14 protein-coding genes are annotated in these 16967 nt (G+C 60.1%); 2 read left to right on the top strand and 12 right to left on the bottom strand.

The genetic code is table 11. The features are described from left to right. Positions 1-13 precede the first annotated feature (13 nt). A complete protein-coding gene (locus SKTS_RS08160; RefSeq protein ID WP_173063014.1) occupies positions 14-1483 on the top strand; it encodes a lytic transglycosylase in 1470 nt (489 codons plus the stop codon). A gap of 11 nt (positions 1484-1494) precedes the next feature. On the opposite strand, the gene SKTS_RS08155 is transcribed toward SKTS_RS08160, so the two are convergent. From SKTS_RS08155 to SKTS_RS08140, 4 genes are read right to left on the bottom strand one after another with little or no spacing between them, the layout of a single operon-like run. Continuing rightward, positions 1495-3108: an ABC transporter ATP-binding protein gene (locus tag SKTS_RS08155; RefSeq protein ID WP_173069087.1), complete on the bottom strand. Its 1614-nt coding sequence runs from the start codon at positions 3106-3108 to the stop codon at positions 1495-1497. A 1-nt stretch (position 3109) separates the two neighbouring features. Continuing rightward, complete coding sequence (locus SKTS_RS08150; protein ID WP_173063011.1) at positions 3110-4132, bottom strand: ABC transporter permease; 1023 nt, start codon at positions 4130-4132, stop codon at positions 3110-3112. Beyond that, entirely contained in the window at positions 4129-5181 is a 1053-nt protein-coding gene (locus SKTS_RS08145; protein WP_173063008.1) for a microcin C ABC transporter permease YejB, read from the bottom strand. Before SKTS_RS08145 ends, SKTS_RS08150 begins: the two co-directional genes overlap by 4 nt. A 10-nt stretch (positions 5182-5191) precedes the next feature. After that, positions 5192-7057 (bottom strand): extracellular solute-binding protein, encoded by a 1866-nt coding sequence (locus SKTS_RS08140; protein WP_198420451.1) that lies wholly within the window; start codon positions 7055-7057, stop codon positions 5192-5194. Between the two features lie 28 nt (positions 7058-7085). On the opposite strand from SKTS_RS08140, the gene fabI reads away from it, so the two are divergent. Beyond that, positions 7086-7877: an enoyl-ACP reductase FabI gene (gene fabI, locus SKTS_RS08135; protein WP_173063005.1), complete on the top strand. Its 792-nt coding sequence runs from the start codon at positions 7086-7088 to the stop codon at positions 7875-7877. Positions 7878-7920: 43 nt separating this feature from the next. On the opposite strand, the gene flgL is transcribed toward fabI, so the two are convergent. From flgL to flgE, 8 genes are all read right to left on the bottom strand, one after another. Beyond that, the gene (gene flgL / locus SKTS_RS08130; RefSeq protein WP_173063002.1) at positions 7921-9189 is read right to left on the bottom strand and encodes a flagellar hook-associated protein FlgL; all 1269 of its coding nucleotides are present in this window, start codon (positions 9187-9189) and stop codon (positions 7921-7923) included. A gap of 11 nt (positions 9190-9200) precedes the next feature. Then, complete coding sequence (gene flgK, locus SKTS_RS08125) at positions 9201-11156, bottom strand: flagellar hook-associated protein FlgK (protein WP_173062999.1); 1956 nt, start codon at positions 11154-11156, stop codon at positions 9201-9203. A gap of 43 nt (positions 11157-11199) precedes the next feature. Then, positions 11200-12153: a flagellar assembly peptidoglycan hydrolase FlgJ gene (flgJ, locus tag SKTS_RS08120; protein WP_173062996.1), complete on the bottom strand. Its 954-nt coding sequence runs from the start codon at positions 12151-12153 to the stop codon at positions 11200-11202. Between the two features lie 138 nt (positions 12154-12291). Then, positions 12292-13398, bottom strand: coding sequence for a flagellar basal body P-ring protein FlgI (locus SKTS_RS08115; RefSeq protein WP_173062993.1), 1107 nt, complete (start codon positions 13396-13398; stop codon positions 12292-12294). An 11-nt stretch (positions 13399-13409) separates the two neighbouring features. Then, positions 13410-14078, bottom strand: a complete 669-nt coding sequence (locus SKTS_RS08110) for a flagellar basal body L-ring protein FlgH (RefSeq protein ID WP_173062990.1) — start codon at positions 14076-14078, stop codon at positions 13410-13412. Between the two features lie 3 nt (positions 14079-14081). Beyond that, positions 14082-14867, bottom strand: a complete 786-nt coding sequence (flgG, locus tag SKTS_RS08105) for a flagellar basal-body rod protein FlgG (protein ID WP_173062987.1) — start codon at positions 14865-14867, stop codon at positions 14082-14084. Positions 14868-14880: 13 nt separating this feature from the next. Next, entirely contained in the window at positions 14881-15624 is a 744-nt protein-coding gene (gene flgF, locus SKTS_RS08100) for a flagellar basal-body rod protein FlgF (protein WP_173062984.1), read from the bottom strand. A 28-nt stretch (positions 15625-15652) separates the two neighbouring features. After that, on the bottom strand, positions 15653-16966 hold the full coding sequence (gene flgE, locus SKTS_RS08095) for a flagellar hook protein FlgE (protein ID WP_173062981.1): 1314 nt from the start codon (positions 16964-16966) through the stop codon (positions 15653-15655). Position 16967: the final 1 nt, after the last annotated feature.

The raw sequence follows: 16967 nt of genomic DNA, 5'->3' as shown, positions 1-16967 counted from the left end.
CGCATCTCTCAAATTGCCCGACTTCGGCAGCGACAACCCTGACCTCTGGGAGCGCATCCGCGCCGGCTTCACACTTGGCGACCTGGACAGCCCGCTGGTCAAGGAGCATGAAGCCTGGTATGCCGCACGACCCGAATACGTGGGCCGCATGATGGAGCGCAGCCAGCGCTACTTGTTCCATATCGTCGAAGAAGTTGAAAAGCGCGGCATGCCGACAGAGATCGCCCTGCTACCCATGATCGAGAGCGCGTTCAATCCGAAAGCCTACTCCACCAGCCACGCCGCGGGAATCTGGCAGTTCATCCCATCTACCGGAAAACATTTCGGCCTCAACCAGAACGTGCTTTACGACGGTCGCCGCGACGTCCTGGCAGCCACCGATGCCGCTCTGGACTACCTGCAGAAACTGTACAACATGTTCGGCAGCTGGGAACTCGCCCTAGCCGCCTACAACTGGGGTGAAGGCTCGGTAGGCCGGGCAATTGCCAAGAATCAGGCCGCCGGCGAGCCCACCGACTATCTCAGCCTGCGCATGCCTCCGGAAACGCGCAATTACGTACCCAAGCTGATCGCCGTCAAAAACATCATCATGAACCCCACGGCATATGGCCTGTCTCTCAATTCGATCCCCAACAGTCCTTATTTCGCCAGCGTCAAACTCAAGCAGCATATGGATGTAGCGCTGGCAGCCCGCCTGGCCGAAGTTCCGCTGGACGAGTTCGTCGCCCTCAACCCGGCTTACAACAAACCGCTCGTGGCCGGCACGGGCACCGGCAGACCCACCCTGTTGCTGCCGGTAGCCAAGGTCAACAGTTTTTCCCTGAATCTGGAAAATTACGAGCATCCCCTGTCCTCGTGGCAGACATATACGCCACAACATGGCGAGAAGCTGGTTGCCATTGCCAAACGCTTCGGGATTTCACTCGCGCGCCTGAAAGAACTCAACGCCATCAGCGGGCGCACCAAGCTGGCCAGCACCCAAACCCTGCTGGTACCCATTACCAGGTCGGGCAATGCACCTAGCCTGGCGGCACATATTCCAGAAGCCGAACCTGTATTCGCACCTGCAGCACCAAGCAACAAGACAATTTATACCGTCGCCAAGGGCGACACCGTGCTTAGCATCGCCAAGCGCCATGGGATATCGGTGGCACAGCTGAAAATGCAGAACCATCTCAAGTCCAACCGCTTGGCACGAGGGCAAAAACTGACCGTGCTGGCCTCCGCAAAACCCGAAAAGGTGTCGATTTCCCAGGCCAAACAGGTTCGCGAAGAGTCGGTTAAAGGTAGGCGGACAGTACTTGCCAAAGCGAGCCGTGCCGAAAAGCATTCCCACTATGTGGTGAAACGCGGCGACACGGTGTTCAGCATCGCCCGGCGCTTCAATGTGGCGGTCAACGACCTGCAACGCTGGAACAAGCTCTCCGCGAACTACAGCCTGCAGCCCGGCAACACGCTGACGGTCATCACCCGCAAAAGCTGAACATGCTGGCCCTACGCCAGCAGGGACGCCTGTAACAGCATCCGCGTATAGTCCTGCTTCGGCTCGGCGAACAAAGCTTCAGTTTCACCCGCCTCCACGATTCGGCCGTTTTGCATCACGACCATGCGATGCGCCATGGCACGAATCACACGCAGATCATGGGTGATGAAGAGATAGCTCATGCCGTGCTTCTGCTGCAGGCGGCGCAACAATTCCAGCACCTGCTTCTGCACCGAAACATCGAGCGCGCTGGTCGGCTCGTCCAGCAGGATCAGCTTCGGCTCCAGCACCGCCACCCGGGCGATGGCAATGCGCTGGCGCTGTCCGCCGGAAAACTCGTGGGGGTAGCGCCACAGCATCGACTCCTCCAGCCCCACCTCCGCCATGATGGCAATAATGCGTTCCCTGCGCTGACGCTTGTCGAGTTGTGGAAAATGGATGCTTAGCCCTTCGCCGATGATCTGCTCCACGGTCAGCCTAGGCGAGAGCGAGGAATAGGGGTCCTGGAACACCACCTGGAAATCGCGCCGCAACGGCCGCAACTGCCGCTGGCTGAGAGAAGAAAGGTCCGCCCCATCGAAGCGGATCGCCCCCGCGCATTCCTGCAATCGCAACAGACACATCCCCAGCGTGGTTTTACCCGAACCCGACTCGCCCACCAGACCCAGGGTTTCTCCCGGGCGCAACATCAGGCTGGCGTCGTCCACCGCACGCACTTCGCCAGTCCGACGCTGGAAAAATCCGGACTTGATGGGAAATGCGCAGTTCACCCCGCTTGCCTCAAGCAAGGCGGGCAAACCCTCAAGGGCCGCGCTTTCTTCCGGTCCAACCAAGCGCGCCGGCTGGCTTTGCAGCAGCTGTTGCGTGTACGGGTGCTGCGGCGCGGCAAACAGTTGCGCCACCGGGGCCTGCTCGACGATGTGTCCCTCCTGCATGACGCAGATGCGCTGCGCGAAACGCCGGACCAGGTTGAGATCGTGCGTGATCAGCAGCACCGCCATGGAGAACTCTTTTTGCAGGTCCTCCAGCAATTCCAGTATCTGCGCCTGGATGGTCAAGTCCAGCGCGGTAGTAGGCTCGTCGGCGATGAGAAGTTTGGGACTGCATGCCAGTGCCATGGCGATCATGACGCGCTGACGCTGCCCGCCGGAGAGCATGTGGGGATAGGCATCGAAGCGTTTATCCGGCTCCGGAATGCCGGTGCGGGCAAGGAGTTCGATCATGCGCCTGCGCGCTGCCGGTTTGCTCAGATTCTCATGGGTCAGCAGGGGCTCCAGCAACTGGTCGCCGATGGTGTAGAGCGGATTGAGCGACGTCATCGGCTCCTGGAAGATCATGGCGATATCCCGGCCGCGGATGCGCCTCAGCTCGTTCTCAGCCAGACCCATCAATTCCCGCCCCTGGAACTTGATGGAACCCGAGGGATAGCTCACCTGGCGCTTGTCGTGCAACTGCAGGATGGAGAGCGCCGTCACCGACTTGCCGGAACCGGATTCACCCACCAGGGCCAGCTTTTCACCCTGAGCGATCGAAAAACTGGCCTCGCGCACGGCATCGGCGTACTGCCCGGGGCGCCCGAAAGAGACCGCCAGGCGATCGATCTCCAGAAGGGGGATGGGATTCATCTCAGCCACGCCGCGTATCCATGGCTTCGCGCAGGGCCTCGCCGACGAAGATCAACAGCATCAGCGTCCCCACCAGCACGGTAAAGGTGGTCAGCGACAGCCACCATGCCTCGATGTTGTCCTTGCCTTGAGCCAGCAGTTCCCCCAGGCTGGGGGTGGAAGGCGGCACGCCGAGGCCGAGAAAATCCAGACTGGTGAGCGCCAGGATCGCGCCCGACACGCGGAACGGCAGGAAGGTGATCACCGGCGTCATGCTGTTGGGCAGCAGGTGGCGCAGCATGATGGCGCGATTGGAAACGCCTAGGGCGCGCGCCGCCTTGACGTAGTCCAGGTTGCGGCCGCGCAGGAACTCGGCGCGCACGTAATCCGCCAGCCCCAGCCAGCCGAACAGGGAAAGCAGGACCAGCAGCAGCGTGATGCTGGGCTGGAAAATGGCGGAAAAAATGATAAGCAGGTACAACTCCGGCATCGAACCCCACACTTCCGTAAAACGCTGGAACAGCAGGTCGAAGCGCCCGCCGAAATAGCCCTGCAGCGCACCGGCCAGAATGCCGATCAAGGTACCGACTAAGGTGAGCGCCATGGCGAACAAGACCGAAATGCGGAAGCCGTAGATCAGCCGTGCAAGTACGTCGCGCCCGCGGTCGTCGGTGCCGAACAGGTTGTGGCGCGAGGGCGGCGCCGGGTTGGGGCTGTCGGCGAAATAGTTGATGGAATTGAAGCTGTAGCGGTTGAGCGGATACAAGGCCCAGTTTTTCCCCTGGCTGATCTTGTCGACGATATAGGGATCGTTGTAATCGGCCTCGGTTTCGAAATCCCCGCCGAACAGCGTCTCGGGATAGGTTTTCAGGATGGGGAAGTAATACTGCCCCTGGTAATGGACGACCAGCGGCTTGTCGTTGGACAGCACCTCGGCGCACAGACTCAGCGCGAATAGCACGCCGAAAACCCACAGGCTCCAGTAACCGCGCCGGTTGGATCTGAAGCGCTGCCAGGCGCGCTGCCAGGGAGACAAGGGCTTCATCGCGACACGCTCTCGAACTGGATGCGCGGATCGACCAGCACATAGCTCAAATCCGACAGCAGCTTGGCGAACAGCCCCAGCAGGGTGTAGAGATAAAGCGTACCCAGCACCACCGGATAATCGCGCTTCAGCACCGATTCATAGGACAGCAGCCCCAGCCCGTCGAGGGAAAAAATGGTCTCGATCAGCAGGCTGCCGGTAAAGAACGCGCCGATGAACGCCGCCGGGAACCCGGTCACCAGCGGGATCATGGCATTACGGAAAACGTGCTTGTAGAGCACGGTGTTTTCGCTCAAACCCTTGGCCCGCGCGGTCAGCACGTACTGCTTGCGGATTTCCTCGATGAAGCTGTTCTTGGTGAGCATGGTCATTACCGCGAAGCTGCCTACCACCGAAGCGCTGACCGGCAGCACCATGTGCCACAGGTAGTCGGTGATTTTGGCGTGCCACGGCAGCGCCGCCCAGTTGTCGGACACCAGCCCGCGCAGCGGAAACACGTCCCAGAAGCTGCCGCCGCCGAACAGCACCAGCAGCAGGACGCCCAGCACGAAGCCGGGAATGGCGTAGCCCACCAGGATTACGGTGCTGGAAACCACGTCGAAAGCGGACCCGTCACGCATCGCCTTGGCAATGCCGAGCGGTATGCAGGTCAGGTATACGATGAAGAAGGTCCATACCCCGAGGCTGATCGAAACCGGCAACTTGGAGATCACCAGCTGCGTCACCGACTTGTGGTGGAAATAACTCTCGCCCAGGTCGAACACGGCGAAGTTTTTCATCATTTCCCAGAAGCGCACGGGAGCCGGCTTGTCGAAGCCGTAGAGCGCCTTGAGTTTTTCGATGCGCTCCTTGTCCATCCCGCGGTCGCCGCGATAGATCTGCGTCGCCCCGCTGCTCGCCTCGCCGCCCGGCCCCTGCCCCTTGAGCTGGTGGATCAGCTGCTCCACCGGCCCGCCGGGGACGAACTGGATGACGGCGAAGGTGATCAGCAGCACGCCGAACAGCGTGGGGATCATGAGCAGGAGGCGCTTGAGGATGTAAGCGAACATCAAGGCGCCCTCATCGTTTGGCCCAGCTGAAGCGCAGCATCCATTCCGTCGCCGAATAGTACAGCGGCAGTTGCTTCGGGAAACCGAACTTGTCCCAGTATGCTATCCGGTGCGTCGGGGTGAACCAGTTCGGCACCAGGTAATCGCCGTTGAGCAGCACGCGGTCCAGGGCATGGGTGGCGGTCACCAGCGCCTTGCGGTCGGGCGCGTAGACCAGCTTCTCCACCATGGCGTCCACCACCGGGTCCTTGATGCCGATGACGTTGTTGGAACCTTCCTTGTCGGCCGCGCTGGAATGCCACAGGTTCATCTGCTCGTTGCCGGGAGACTGGGACTCGGGGAAGGCTTGTACCATCATGTCGAAATCGAAGGTATCGGAACGGCGCTGGTAAAGCGCGATGTCCACGGTGCGGTAACTGGCCAGGATGCCGAGCCGGGCGAGGTTGCGCGCGAAAGGGCCGACGATGCGCTCGAAGCCTTTTTCCGCCAGCAGGATCTCGAATTCCAGCGGTTCGCCCTTGGCGTTGCGCAGCGCACCGTCGCGGTAGGTCCAGCCGGCTTGCGCCAGCAGGGATTTGGCCTGGCGCAGGTTGGCGCGCAATGAGCCGGGCGGGTTGGTGGTGGGCGGCTGCCACGGCCGCGTGAACACCTCGGGCGGCAAGCGGTCGCGATAGGGCTCAAGCAGTTTCAACTCGTCGCCCTGGGGCACGCCCGACGACGCCAGTTCGCTGTTGCTGAAGTAGCTGTTGCAGCGCTGGTACTGGCCGTAGAACAGGTTCTTGTTCGACCATTCGAAATCGAGCGCCAGTCCGATGGCCTGCCTGACGCGCTTGTCCTTGAAAATATCGCGCCGGATATTGAACACGAAGCCCTGCATGCCCGCGTTGTTGCTGTGTTTCAGCTCCGCCTTCCGGATCAGACCCTGGCTGAACTTCGGCCCGCGGTAGTCACGCGCCCATTGCTTGGAATTGGAGACCGCCACGAAATCGAATTCACCGGCCTTGAAGGCCTCCAGCTGAACGGTAGAATCCTTGTAATAAATGAACGCCACCCGGTCGTAGTTGAACATGCCGCGCCGGGTATTGAGGTCCTTGGCCCAGTAGTCGGGGTTGCGCCCGAAGCTGATCTTCTTGCCGAGCTGGACCTCGTCCACCCGGTAAGGGCCGCTACCCAGCGGAGAATCGGTGACGATCTTGTCGAAAGGCTTACCCCCGCCCCAGCGATGGGAAAAAATGGGAATCTGGCCGGTCAGGAGGTGCAGCTCGGGATTGACCCGGGCGAACTCGAAGCGCACGGTGCGTTCGTCCACCACTACCGCACGCTTGATATCGGCCCAGTAGAAGCGGTATTGGGGATGGGCCAGCTGGCTTTTGAGGGTATCGAAGGAAAATTTCACGTCCTCGGCCAGCACCGGCGAACCGTCCGAGAATCTGGCCCTGGGGTCGAGCTGGTAAGTGACGGAAAGCCGGTCCCTAGCCAGCGCCACGTCCCGCGCCAGCAGGCCGTACTGGCTGAACGGCTCGTCCAGGCTCTGTTCCATCAAGGTTTCGAACACCAGGTCGGTAATCCCCACGGCGGCGATGCCTTTTAGCAGGAAGGGATTGAGGCTGTCGAAATTTCCCACCGCGGACAAGGTGAGGCTGCCGCGTTTGGGCGCGAATGCATCGGCATAATCGAAGTGACTGAAGCCAGTAGGGTATTTAGGCGCGTAACCGAGGGCGATGGCTGGAACCGCGGCAGCAAACTGCGCCGTCATCAGCCACACAAGGCCCACCAGGATTTGAAATAACGCTGTCATCGCCGAAGTGTAGCGTAAACACAGGCAAGCGGCCAAGCTGCGGCCCATGCCGGAAAAGTGGGTTATAATTGCCGCCATTTCGAGAAACCATTATGGGGTATCAAGCATGGGATTTCTGACCAACAAGAAAATTCTGATCACCGGCCTTATCAGCAACCGTTCCATTGCCTACGGCATTGCGCTGGCGATGAAACGCGAAGGCGCGGAGCTGGCATTTTCCTATCAGGGCGACAAGATCAAGGAACGCGTCACCGAGCTGGCCAAGGAATTCGGCAGCGATCTGGTGCTGCCCTGCGACGTAGGCAGCGACGAGGAAATCGACAACCTGTTCAGCGAACTGGGCAAACACTGGGACGGCCTGGACGGCATCGTGCACTCCATCGCCTTCGTGCCCAAGCAGGCGCTGGCCGGCGATTACGTGGACGCGGTTACGCGCGAATATTTCCAGATCGCCCACGACATCAGCTCCTACAGCTTCGTCGCCCTGGCCAAGGCAGGCCTGCCCATGATGCTGGGCCGCAACGCCGCCCTGCTGACCCTCTCTTATCTCGGCGCCGAACGCTATGTACCGCACTACAACGTGATGGGATTGGCCAAGGCCAGCCTTGAGTCCAACGTGCGTTACATGGCCACCAGCCTGGGTCCAAAAGGCATCCGCGTCAACGCCATTTCCGCCGGTCCGATCAAGACCCTGGCCGCCAGCGGCATTTCAGATTTCGGCAAGCTGCTGGGCTACAACGAGAAACACTCTCCCTTGCGCCGCAACGTGACCATCGAGGAAGTCGGCAATGTCGCCGCCTTCATGTGCAGCGACCTCGCCAGCGGCATGACCGGCGAGATCACTTACGTGGACGGCGGCTTCAACATCACCGCGCTGGGCAACCCAGACGAGGTTTAAAGAATCAGCTATCAGCAATCAGCAAACCGCCCGCTGATAGCGGTCAGTTAATGTAATTGAACAGCGACAGGCCCTGTATTTTCACGAAGGACTGCTGGGCGGCCTGCAGTCCGAGCTGATTGCGGGTCAGATCGCTGATCGCCTTGGCATAATCCAGATCCTGCAGATCGGAAAGCGTCTGATCGTATTGCAACGCAAGATCGCCCCCGGTGCTTTTGACCGATTCAATCTCCTTCATCCGCGACCCGACCGAGGCGCGCACCGTCAGCACCCTGTTCAGGTCATTGTCGAGATTGGAAAGTGCGGTGTTCAGGTCGTTCGCCAAGCCGGTTCCTGACCCCGTTTCCAAAGAAGTGATCAGGTTGTTGAGCGTGGTAAAGATGCTTTCGTTGGTGCTGGCCTTGACGCTGAAAGTATCGCCATCGGCCGGCGCGTTCTCTATGCTCAACTCGACGCCATAATCGAACGGGGGTTCAGCCCCCTGGCTCTTCAAGCTGATGGTGCTGCCACTCGTATAGGTTCTTGGATAGGGAGGCGTACCTGCCCCCCCCAGAATGGACGTGTTGGTGCTATCGACTATGTCATAGGTCGTAACGGGCGGAGTCACCGTGCTGTCAACGGCAAATTTGATGGATAGATTCTTGTCCGTCACCGCAGCCCACTTGGCCGGATCCAGCACGCTGCCGGGACTGACCAGGCCGGTACCTGTATTACCCGCACCAGCAGCGGTCACAAACGTCCCATTACCGTTCTTGATCTGCTGAAACACATCCGAACCGGCATCGCTCACCGCGATCTGGCGCGATGCGCTGATCTGGATCAGGCGCTGCCCCTGGTCGCCGTTATATGCCACATTCCCGGGAGACGTTTCGGAAAACGGCTGGGTCGAACCCTTGTAGCCGGAAAACATGTATTGACCGTTGCCATCCGTGCTGTTGGCGATCCCCAGCAATTCCTGGTAACGCCCCCGCAGGTCGGTCGCGAGGCTGGCAAGGTTATTGTGATCCAGCGTGGGATTGCCGGCATTGATGGCAATTGTCCTTACATCCTGAATCAGGCTACCGACGCTCGCCAGTGCCGTTTCTTCCAGGCCCAGGCTGCTGGTCGCCGACCCCGCATTCACGTCGTATTGCTGGTTCAGGGCCTTGGACTGGGAAACCTCCAGCACCCTGGCCGCCCCCACGGGGTCATCCGCCGGCGTAAGGATGCGCCGACCGGTCGAAACCATCTGCTGCTGCTTGACCAGAGCCGAACTCTGCTTCTGAATGCTGGAAACTCCCAGATCATAGAGGGTACTTGTGCTTATACGCATGGCGCTTCTCCTTACTGGCCTAAGCTTAGCAATGTATCGAACAGGGTGCTGGCAATCTGCATCATCTTGCCGGATGCCTGGTATGCCTGCTGATAGCGCAGCAGGTTGGCAGCTTCCTCGTCGAGATTGACGCCCGACATGGACTGTTGCGCCTGCTGGGATTGTTCCACCAGACTTGCCTGTGCTTGTGCGGTGACGTTGATGTCGCGTGACTTGACCCCGATAGAACTGACGAGCTGGCTGTAGGCGCTTTGGTAGGAAGCCGTGCCGCCAGCCAGCGTATTTTTCGTCTGCAAACCTGCCAATAGCAGCGCGTTTCGATTGTCCGAAACACCCCCGGTGTTGGGACCGACAGTGAAGGAATCTCCTGCTGCCGGCGCCCCGCTCAACTCCACTGTCCAGCCGTTGTAGGAAACCGTTGCCACAGCGGTGGGGTCATAAACGACACTGGCTGCAAGCACGGTCGCAGTCGTGTTGTCAGTCACACTGAAATGGGTCGCATCGATAAACGCAATCGTAACGTTGTTCTGTAAAGCGGCATTAGTTGGCGGGGGCGGATTGACGACACCGGCGCTGATTTTTCCCGTCCCGATATTGCCCGTTCCGGCATGGCTGCCGTTGTCTACCTGAGCGATGATCGGCGCAGCAGCAGCGATCTTTGCGGTATCGCTGATCGCTACGCCAATATCCCTCGCCCCGTTGCGGGTCGGCTCGATCAGAAAACTGGCATTATTCGCCGGAACGGTAGGCGCCGAAACCACGATACTTAAACCGTCAGCCACAAAAGGACTGGCGAGCGTACCAAGCCCAGTCATCGCAACGGTCTGATTTTTCGTCACGTCGAACAGGCTCCAGCTCGTTGTCGCCCCATCGTAACGCAAGCGGTAATCGCTGGCCGTCAGCCCGCTCACATCGCTGATCGTCACAGCGGCACTCGCTCCCGCTGTATTGACGGTATTCGGGATTACCTTGGGCGCAGCCACGTTGAAAAAATTCGCCCCCAGATTACCGTTCAAGTCCTGCCCCAGGCGGTGCTGGTCATTGAAGGTCTGCGCAAGCCCGATCGCCACCCGGCCCAGTTCATTCTGCGCCTTGTCGAGCGTTTCGGCGCGGAACGCCAGCAATCCGCCCAGATTTCCCCCATCCAGGCTGTCTTGAGGCAGAACCGTGGTGTTGCCGTTGGAAACATAGGCCACGTCCATGCGCTCCGGATCTTCCTGCGAGGGACGTGCCGTCAGGCTAAAGGCCTGCTGGCCGACCACCAGGGCTTGCCCCTGCCCGATGAAAATGTTATAGGCACCGTCGCTCTGCTTCACCACGGTGACGTTGACTTCCTTGTTGAGATCGGCGATCAGCTTGTCCCGCTGGTCGAGAATATCGTTGGGCGGCTGTCCATTGCTGCCGGCTTCGGCGATGATGACACGCTGATTGAGTTCCGCAATTTGCTGCGCGTAGGAATTGACAATGCCGGTACTGGCGGATATCTGTGAATTGACGCCGTCACGCAATTCCACAAAGCGCTGATTCAGCGTCTGGAAGCGCGTCACCAGGGCCTCGGCGGAGCTGATCATGCTCTGCCGTGACGGTACCGAGGCCGGGTTGCCGGCGACATCATGCACGCCCTGGAAAAACTGTTGCAGCGAAGGCGACAGGCCGGCGTTGGGGTCGGCCAGCATATTGTCGATCTGGTTGATCTGGGCGGAATAGGTTTCCAGATAGCTGCTCTGGGTTTCCGCCGTCTGTACTTGCCGGTCAAGAAATTGGCTGTAGACGCGCTTGACCGTGTCGACATTGGTGCCCTGCCCGATGAACCCGGATCCACTAAGGAGCGGCGTGTTCGCGCTCTGCACGATCTCCTGGCGATGGTAGCCCGGGGTGGCTGCATTGGTGATGTTATGGCCCGCCGTCGTCAGCCCGATCTGCGCTGCCCGCAGGCCCGTAATCCCGATTCCGAAAATTCCGCTCATTTTGAATACCTCAACTTAGTTAGCGGCATGAAAACGCAATACTTTAAGAGAGCGCCTGACGCAAAGTGCCGCTATTGATCACCCGCGCCAGCTTGTCGGCGTACATCGGGTCGGTGGCATATCCCCCCTGTTGCAGACCGCGCGCGAACCCCGATGCATCGAGGGGCTGCGTGAACATGGACGCGTAGCGCGGATTGTTTTTCAGCAGGCCGGCGTAATCCTTGAGTCCGTCGGCGTAGGAGTCGTAGGCGCGAAAAAGTTCTGTCTTCTTCTGCGCCACGCCATTGACGTACTCGGTCGTCTGGGCCTCCATCACTGCGCCATTCCAGCCTTTTCCGGCCTTGATGCCGAACAGGTTGTGGCTGTTATTTCCTTGCGCATCGCGAATTTCGTGCTTGCCCCAGCCGCTTTCCAATGCTGCGTGACCCAGCAGGAAATGTGCCGGCACCCCTAACTGCTGGGCCGCATCCGCCGCTTGCGGCCACAGCGCATTGACAAAATCTGCCGCGCCGGAAAACCCCGTCGCAGGGCTAGTGCTTGTCCCCGGCAAAGCTGCGGGCAAGTCGTACCCTGCCGGCGGCTTGCTCAACAAGATTGGATTCGTCGTGGCAGCCGGCAAGAATTGCCGGTCCATCTTTCCGCTGAACACTTTTTTGTCACCCGGTGTTGCGGGATCAGGCGGGATCACCCCCTGCAACCTCATCTGGCGCAACATCATGTCAGCCAGACCGATTCCCTTGCCTTTGCTCATGCTCTGCGCCAGCTGCGAGTCCAGCATGCCGGTATAAAGCTCGGTGTTGGAGTTGTCGAACAGACCTTCCTTGGGCGTGGCCTCGCGCATGCTCTTCAGCATCATGTTCAGGAACAGCGCCTCGAACTGCTGCGCCGCGGCACGCGCGCCTGCGACCGGGTCGTTTTTCGCCTGCAGACGCAACTGGCCGACACTTTGCGCGTCGAGCGCCAATTTTGAAGAAATATCGGAAACAGAGGTGATCATGAACGATTACTAAGCAGCTTTCATGCCAATCTGCTCGCGCCCTCATGGGAGCGCTTGGGAGGGGGGAATGGTACAACGCTGCTAACGCCCTCCTGTAAGGAAAGGACGTTAGCAGGAACGACACTGTATAGCGTTGGGTTAAATAATCTCCAGCTCAGCCCGCAACGCACCAGCCGCCTTCATGGCCTGTAAAATCGCCAGCAAGTCCTGAGGCGAGGCGCCCACGGCGTTCAGTGCTTTCACGACTTCACCCAGCGACGGGCTGCCTGGCAACGTGACCAGTTCGCCCTTTTGCGCCTTGATATCGATCTGCGCATTCTGGGTCGTCGTGGTTTCCCCTTGCGAAAAAGCGCCGGGCTGGCTGACCTGGGTATCGCTGCTGACAGTAACCGACAGATTGCCGTGGGCGACCGCACAGCTATCCACTTCCACGTTCTGGTTCATCACCACCGATCCGGTGCGGGCATTGACGATCACTTTGGCGGCGCCGCTTCCGGCCTGTATGGGAAGGTTCTCCATCTGGGAGATGAAGGCGACCCTTTGATTCGCATCGCGCGGCGCACGCACCCGCACTTGTCCGCCATCGCCGGCGCTTGCCGTGCCTTCGCCGAAGCGGCGGTTGATCGCCTGCACAACGCGGTCCGCCGTAGTGAAATCGGACTGATTGAGGTCCAGGCTGACGTAATCGCCCTGCCCCAGCGGCGTGCTCACCGCACGCTCCACGGTTGCTCCCGCCGGAATGCGGCCGACCGCCAGGTGGTTGACCTGCGCGCTGCTGCCACCAGCGGAAGCGCCGGCGCCGCTCACCAGCAAATTGCCTTGGGAAATCGCGTAAACCAGGCCATCCGCCCCTTTCAGCGGCGTCATGACCAAGGTCCCGCCGCGCAGGCTTTTGGCGTTACCCAGCGAGGATACGGTCACATCGATATTCTGGCCGGGCCGGGCAAAAGCGGGAAGACTGGCCGTCACCATTACCGCGGCGACGTTTTTCAGCTGCAGGCTGGTCCCGGCCGGCAAATTGACGCCCATCTGGCCCAGCATGTTGGCAATGCTTTGCACCGTGAACGGCGTCTGGGTAGTCTGGTCGCCGCTGCCGTCGAGGCCGACCACCAGGCCGTAACCGACCAGCTGGTTGGTGCGCACCCCCTGTATCGAGGCCAGATCCTTGATGCGCTCGGCTTGGGCCACGCTGGAAATCAGGGCTGCCAGAAGCGCTGCAGTGATGATGCGAACCGTACGATTCATTTTCAGCCTCTTTAGAATGGCGCAACGGACATGAAGAACCGCGCCAGCCAGCCCATGGTCTGAGCCTCGTCGATATAGCCCGTGCCTTTGTATTCCATGCGCGCGTCAGCCACCTGGGTGGATGAAACGGTGTTGGCCGTGGAAATCGTATTTGGGTTGACCACGCCGGAGAAGCGCACGAATTCGCCCCCCTGATTGATCCCGATCTGCTTCTCCCCGCTCACCAGCAGGTTACCGTTGGGCAGCACCTCGATCACGGTCACGGCGATGGTGCCGGTAAAGGCATTGTTGCTGGCGCTGTCGCCCTTGCCCTCGAAGGTGTTTTCGGAACTACCGGACAATGGCGTCTTCAGGATATTGGCACCCGACAAAGCGCCCAGAATGGGCACGGAGAGCGAGTCGCTACCCTTGCGACTGGCCGTGGAGCTGGATTTCTTGCTCGCTGAAATCTTTTCGTTGATGGCAATGATCAGGGTATCGCCGACGTTGCGCGCACGACGGTCCTCGAACAAAGGCCGGTTGGTATAGCCGGCCTGATATATCGCCCCGTTGCCGCCGGGCGCTTCCGCCGCGGGGACCGGGCGCGCGGTCATCGGTTGGTGCACGTTGACCGGCGGCACGGTGGTGCAGCCTGCCAGCAAGGCCAGTAGCGCGGCATATTTAATAAATGCGTTAACCATGGTTCAGCTCATCTGCGTCAAGCGCTGCAACATCTGATCGGAAACCGTGATCGCCTTGGAGTTGATCTCGTAGGCGCGCTGCGTCTGGATCATGTTCACCATTTCCTCCACCACGTTCACGTTGGAGGTCTCAACGAATGACTGATTCAGCACCCCCAGCCCGTTGGTACCCGGCGTATTGGCTGACGGCGCACCCGAAGCGGCAGTTTCTGCATACAGGTTCTCGCCCAGGCTTTGCAGGCCGGCGGGATTGATGAAGTTGGCCAGTTGCAGGCTGCCCACCTGAGTTGGCGTGGGCGACCCCGATTGCACCACGGAAACGGTACCGTCGCGCCCGATGGTCACGCTCAGGGCATCGGCGGGAATAGTCAGCGCGGGTTGAACAGCGTAACCGCTGGACGTCACCACCTGCCCCTGGCTGTCCACCTGGAACGCGCCATCGCGGGTGTAGCCGGTGCTGCCGTCCGGCATCAGAATCTGGAAAAAGCCCTTGCCGTTGACGGCCACATCAAGCGGGTTGCCGGTCTGCTGCAGGTTGCCCTGCAGGTGTATGCGCTCGGTAGCGACGGGATGAACGCCCACGCCCAACTGCAGGCCAGATGGCACCTGGGTTTGCTGCGAGGACTGGGCACCCGGCTGGCGGATGGTCTGGTAGAGCAGATCCTCGAACACCGCGCGGCTGCGCTTGAAACCGTTGGTGCTGACGTTGGCGAGGTTGTTCGAAATCACGTCCATGTTGGTCTGTTGCGCATCCAGACCCGTTTTAGCAATCCACAGTGAGCGAATCATGTCTAGCCCTTAATTAACCGTTCAAGTTCAAAATCTGGCCGGCTTTGGCATCGTTGCTCTGAGCGTTTGTCACCAGTTTGGTCTGCATTTCGAAGCTGCGCGCGAGCGTGATCATGTTCACCATCGCCTCCACCATATTGACGTTGCTGCTTTCCAGCGAACTGCCCGCCAGCATCACGTTGGCATCTACCGGGGCCGGCAGGCCGCTCTTGAGACGGAACAGGCCGTCCTGCCCCTTTACCAGGTCCGCCTCGGGCGGATTGACCAGTTTGACGCGCCCCACGGCCGTCACCGAAGTCAGCGTCTGCCCGGTTGGAATCGCAGAAATCGTGCCGTCCTTGGCGACGGTAATGTCATTGTCGGGCGGAATCGCAATCGGCCCGCTGTCGCCCAGAACATTCTGGCCGTTACGCGTTTGCAGCACGCCATTCGCGTCGATCTGAAAACTGCCGTTGCGGGTATAAGCCTCGGAGCCATCCGCCGCCTGCACTGCGATCCAGCCTTTGCCTTGCACCGCCATGTCGAGGTCGCGCCCGGTATGCTGGATCACGCCGGAGCTGAAATCCGCGCCGGTGGTCGAATCCACCACGAAAGCGCGGGTCTTCGCGCCCTCGCCGAATACCGGCAAGGCGCGAAAGGCATTGGTCTCCGCGCGGTAGCCGGTGGTGGTGACGTTGGCCAGGTTGTGCGCGGTCGAAGCCTGTTGCCACAGCGTGTGCTTGGCGCCGGTCATGGCGATGTAGATCAGACGATCCATTATTTACCCCTGGCTTCCAATCCCTGAATTACCGTAGATTGATCAACGTCTGCTGAATCGCATCCTGCGTCTTGATGGTCTGGGCGTTGGCCTGATAGGCACGCTGTGCGACGATCATGTTCACCAGTTCCGCAGTCAGGTCGACGTTGGAATCCTCGGTTGCAGACGACTGCATCAAACCCAGGCCGGCGCTCCCGGGCGCACCAAGCAAGGCCGCACCTGAATTCGGGCTTTCCGCCCACTGGTTGTCGCCCAGTTGCTGCAAGCCCTGCGGGTTGGCGAAGTCAGCCAGTGCGACCTGACCCAAGGTCCTCGCCTGGCCGTTGGTATACCGCCCCTGCAGCGTGCCATCCTTACCGAAGCTAAAGCCGGCCAGTTCGCCCGCGGTATAGCCATCCTGGGTTAACGCACTGACCCCGAACGCACTCCCGAACTGCGTGCTGCCACTAAAATCCAGATTAAACTGGAGAGATGCGGCCGCATTGTTGACGACAGGGGGGGTCTGGGCAAGGCCGGTAGCGGCCAGATCAATGGTGATATTGAGCGGCGCTCCAGCCGTCGGCGACACCAGCTTTCCTGATGTACCGAATGACAGGACGGCCGGGGATGTCGAAAACACAGGAGCTACGGTTGGCACTCCATCTACTCTCGCATTGACGGTCCATTGCGCATTTCCCGCAGCAACCCCGGTGTAGCCGAAATACAGCGCCAGGGTATGAGCGTTGCCCAGGCTGTCGTAAACCTGGAATGAAGTCGATTTGTTATAGCTGGCGGTGTCGGACGGGCTGAACACGCCACCGCTTGCGATGGTTGCGGGGATGGTCGCGCGCGAGTCAAGATTCAACTGGATCTGGGCACCGGTCCCAAGCACGGTACCACCCTGGCCCGTCATCTGGGGCGGCTGGGATGCCGTCGAAATCATCATATCCCCCAAAGCGCCGGTCACAACATTGTTCGCGTCCACCTGGTATCCCTGCAGGCGTTGTCCGCCATTGGTCACGACGAAGTTGTCTTTATCCAACTGGAATTGTCCGTTCCGGCTATAGGTCGTCGCGCCAGCCTGACTTAACTGAAAGAACCCGGCGCCATTGATCGCCAGATCCAGCGGGTTATTCGTTGCCGTGATATTGCCCTGGGTAAACTGCTGCGCCACGTTCGCCAGCCTGGTGCCGATACCTACCTGGCTCGCCCCGCCGCCCGACAGGGAGGCGGCAAACACGTCGGCAAACTGCGCCTGAGCGCCTTTGAAACCGACGGTGCCGGAGTTCGCCACATTATGGCCGATCACATCCAGATTCTTGGATGCTGCATTCAGTCCGCTGAGCCCGGTTTGAAAACTCATG

The organism is Sulfurimicrobium lacus (assembly GCF_011764585.1).
Classification (GTDB): Bacteria; Pseudomonadota; Gammaproteobacteria; order Burkholderiales; family Sulfuricellaceae; genus Sulfurimicrobium; species Sulfurimicrobium lacus.
This window is presented reverse-complemented; position numbering and strand designations above follow the sequence as displayed.

Excerpts from the sequence above, each read along its gene's own strand:
- SKTS_RS08155 (WP_173069087.1), bottom strand. The coding sequence starts at position 3,108 with ATGAATCCCATCCCCCTTCTGGAGATCGATCGCCTGGCGGTCTCTTTC.
- SKTS_RS08150 (WP_173063011.1), bottom strand. The coding sequence starts at position 4,132 with ATGAAGCCCTTGTCTCCCTGGCAGCGCGCCTGGCAGCGCTTCAGATCC.
- SKTS_RS08145 (WP_173063008.1), bottom strand. The coding sequence starts at position 5,181 with ATGTTCGCTTACATCCTCAAGCGCCTCCTGCTCATGATCCCCACGCTG.
- SKTS_RS08140 (WP_198420451.1), bottom strand. The coding sequence starts at position 7,057 with ATGGCGGCAATTATAACCCACTTTTCCGGCATGGGCCGCAGCTTGGCC.
- fabI (WP_173063005.1), top strand. The coding sequence starts at position 7,086 with ATGGGATTTCTGACCAACAAGAAAATTCTGATCACCGGCCTTATCAGC.
- flgL (WP_173063002.1), bottom strand. The coding sequence starts at position 9,189 with ATGCGTATAAGCACAAGTACCCTCTATGATCTGGGAGTTTCCAGCATT.
- flgK (WP_173062999.1), bottom strand. The coding sequence starts at position 11,156 with ATGAGCGGAATTTTCGGAATCGGGATTACGGGCCTGCGGGCAGCGCAG.
- flgJ (WP_173062996.1), bottom strand. The coding sequence starts at position 12,153 with ATGATCACCTCTGTTTCCGATATTTCTTCAAAATTGGCGCTCGACGCG.
- SKTS_RS08115 (WP_173062993.1), bottom strand. The coding sequence starts at position 13,398 with ATGAATCGTACGGTTCGCATCATCACTGCAGCGCTTCTGGCAGCCCTG.
- SKTS_RS08110 (WP_173062990.1), bottom strand. The coding sequence starts at position 14,078 with ATGGTTAACGCATTTATTAAATATGCCGCGCTACTGGCCTTGCTGGCA.
- flgG (WP_173062987.1), bottom strand. The coding sequence starts at position 14,867 with ATGATTCGCTCACTGTGGATTGCTAAAACGGGTCTGGATGCGCAACAG.
- flgF (WP_173062984.1), bottom strand. The coding sequence starts at position 15,624 with ATGGATCGTCTGATCTACATCGCCATGACCGGCGCCAAGCACACGCTG.
- flgE (WP_173062981.1), bottom strand. The coding sequence starts at position 16,966 with ATGAGTTTTCAAACCGGGCTCAGCGGACTGAATGCAGCATCCAAGAAT.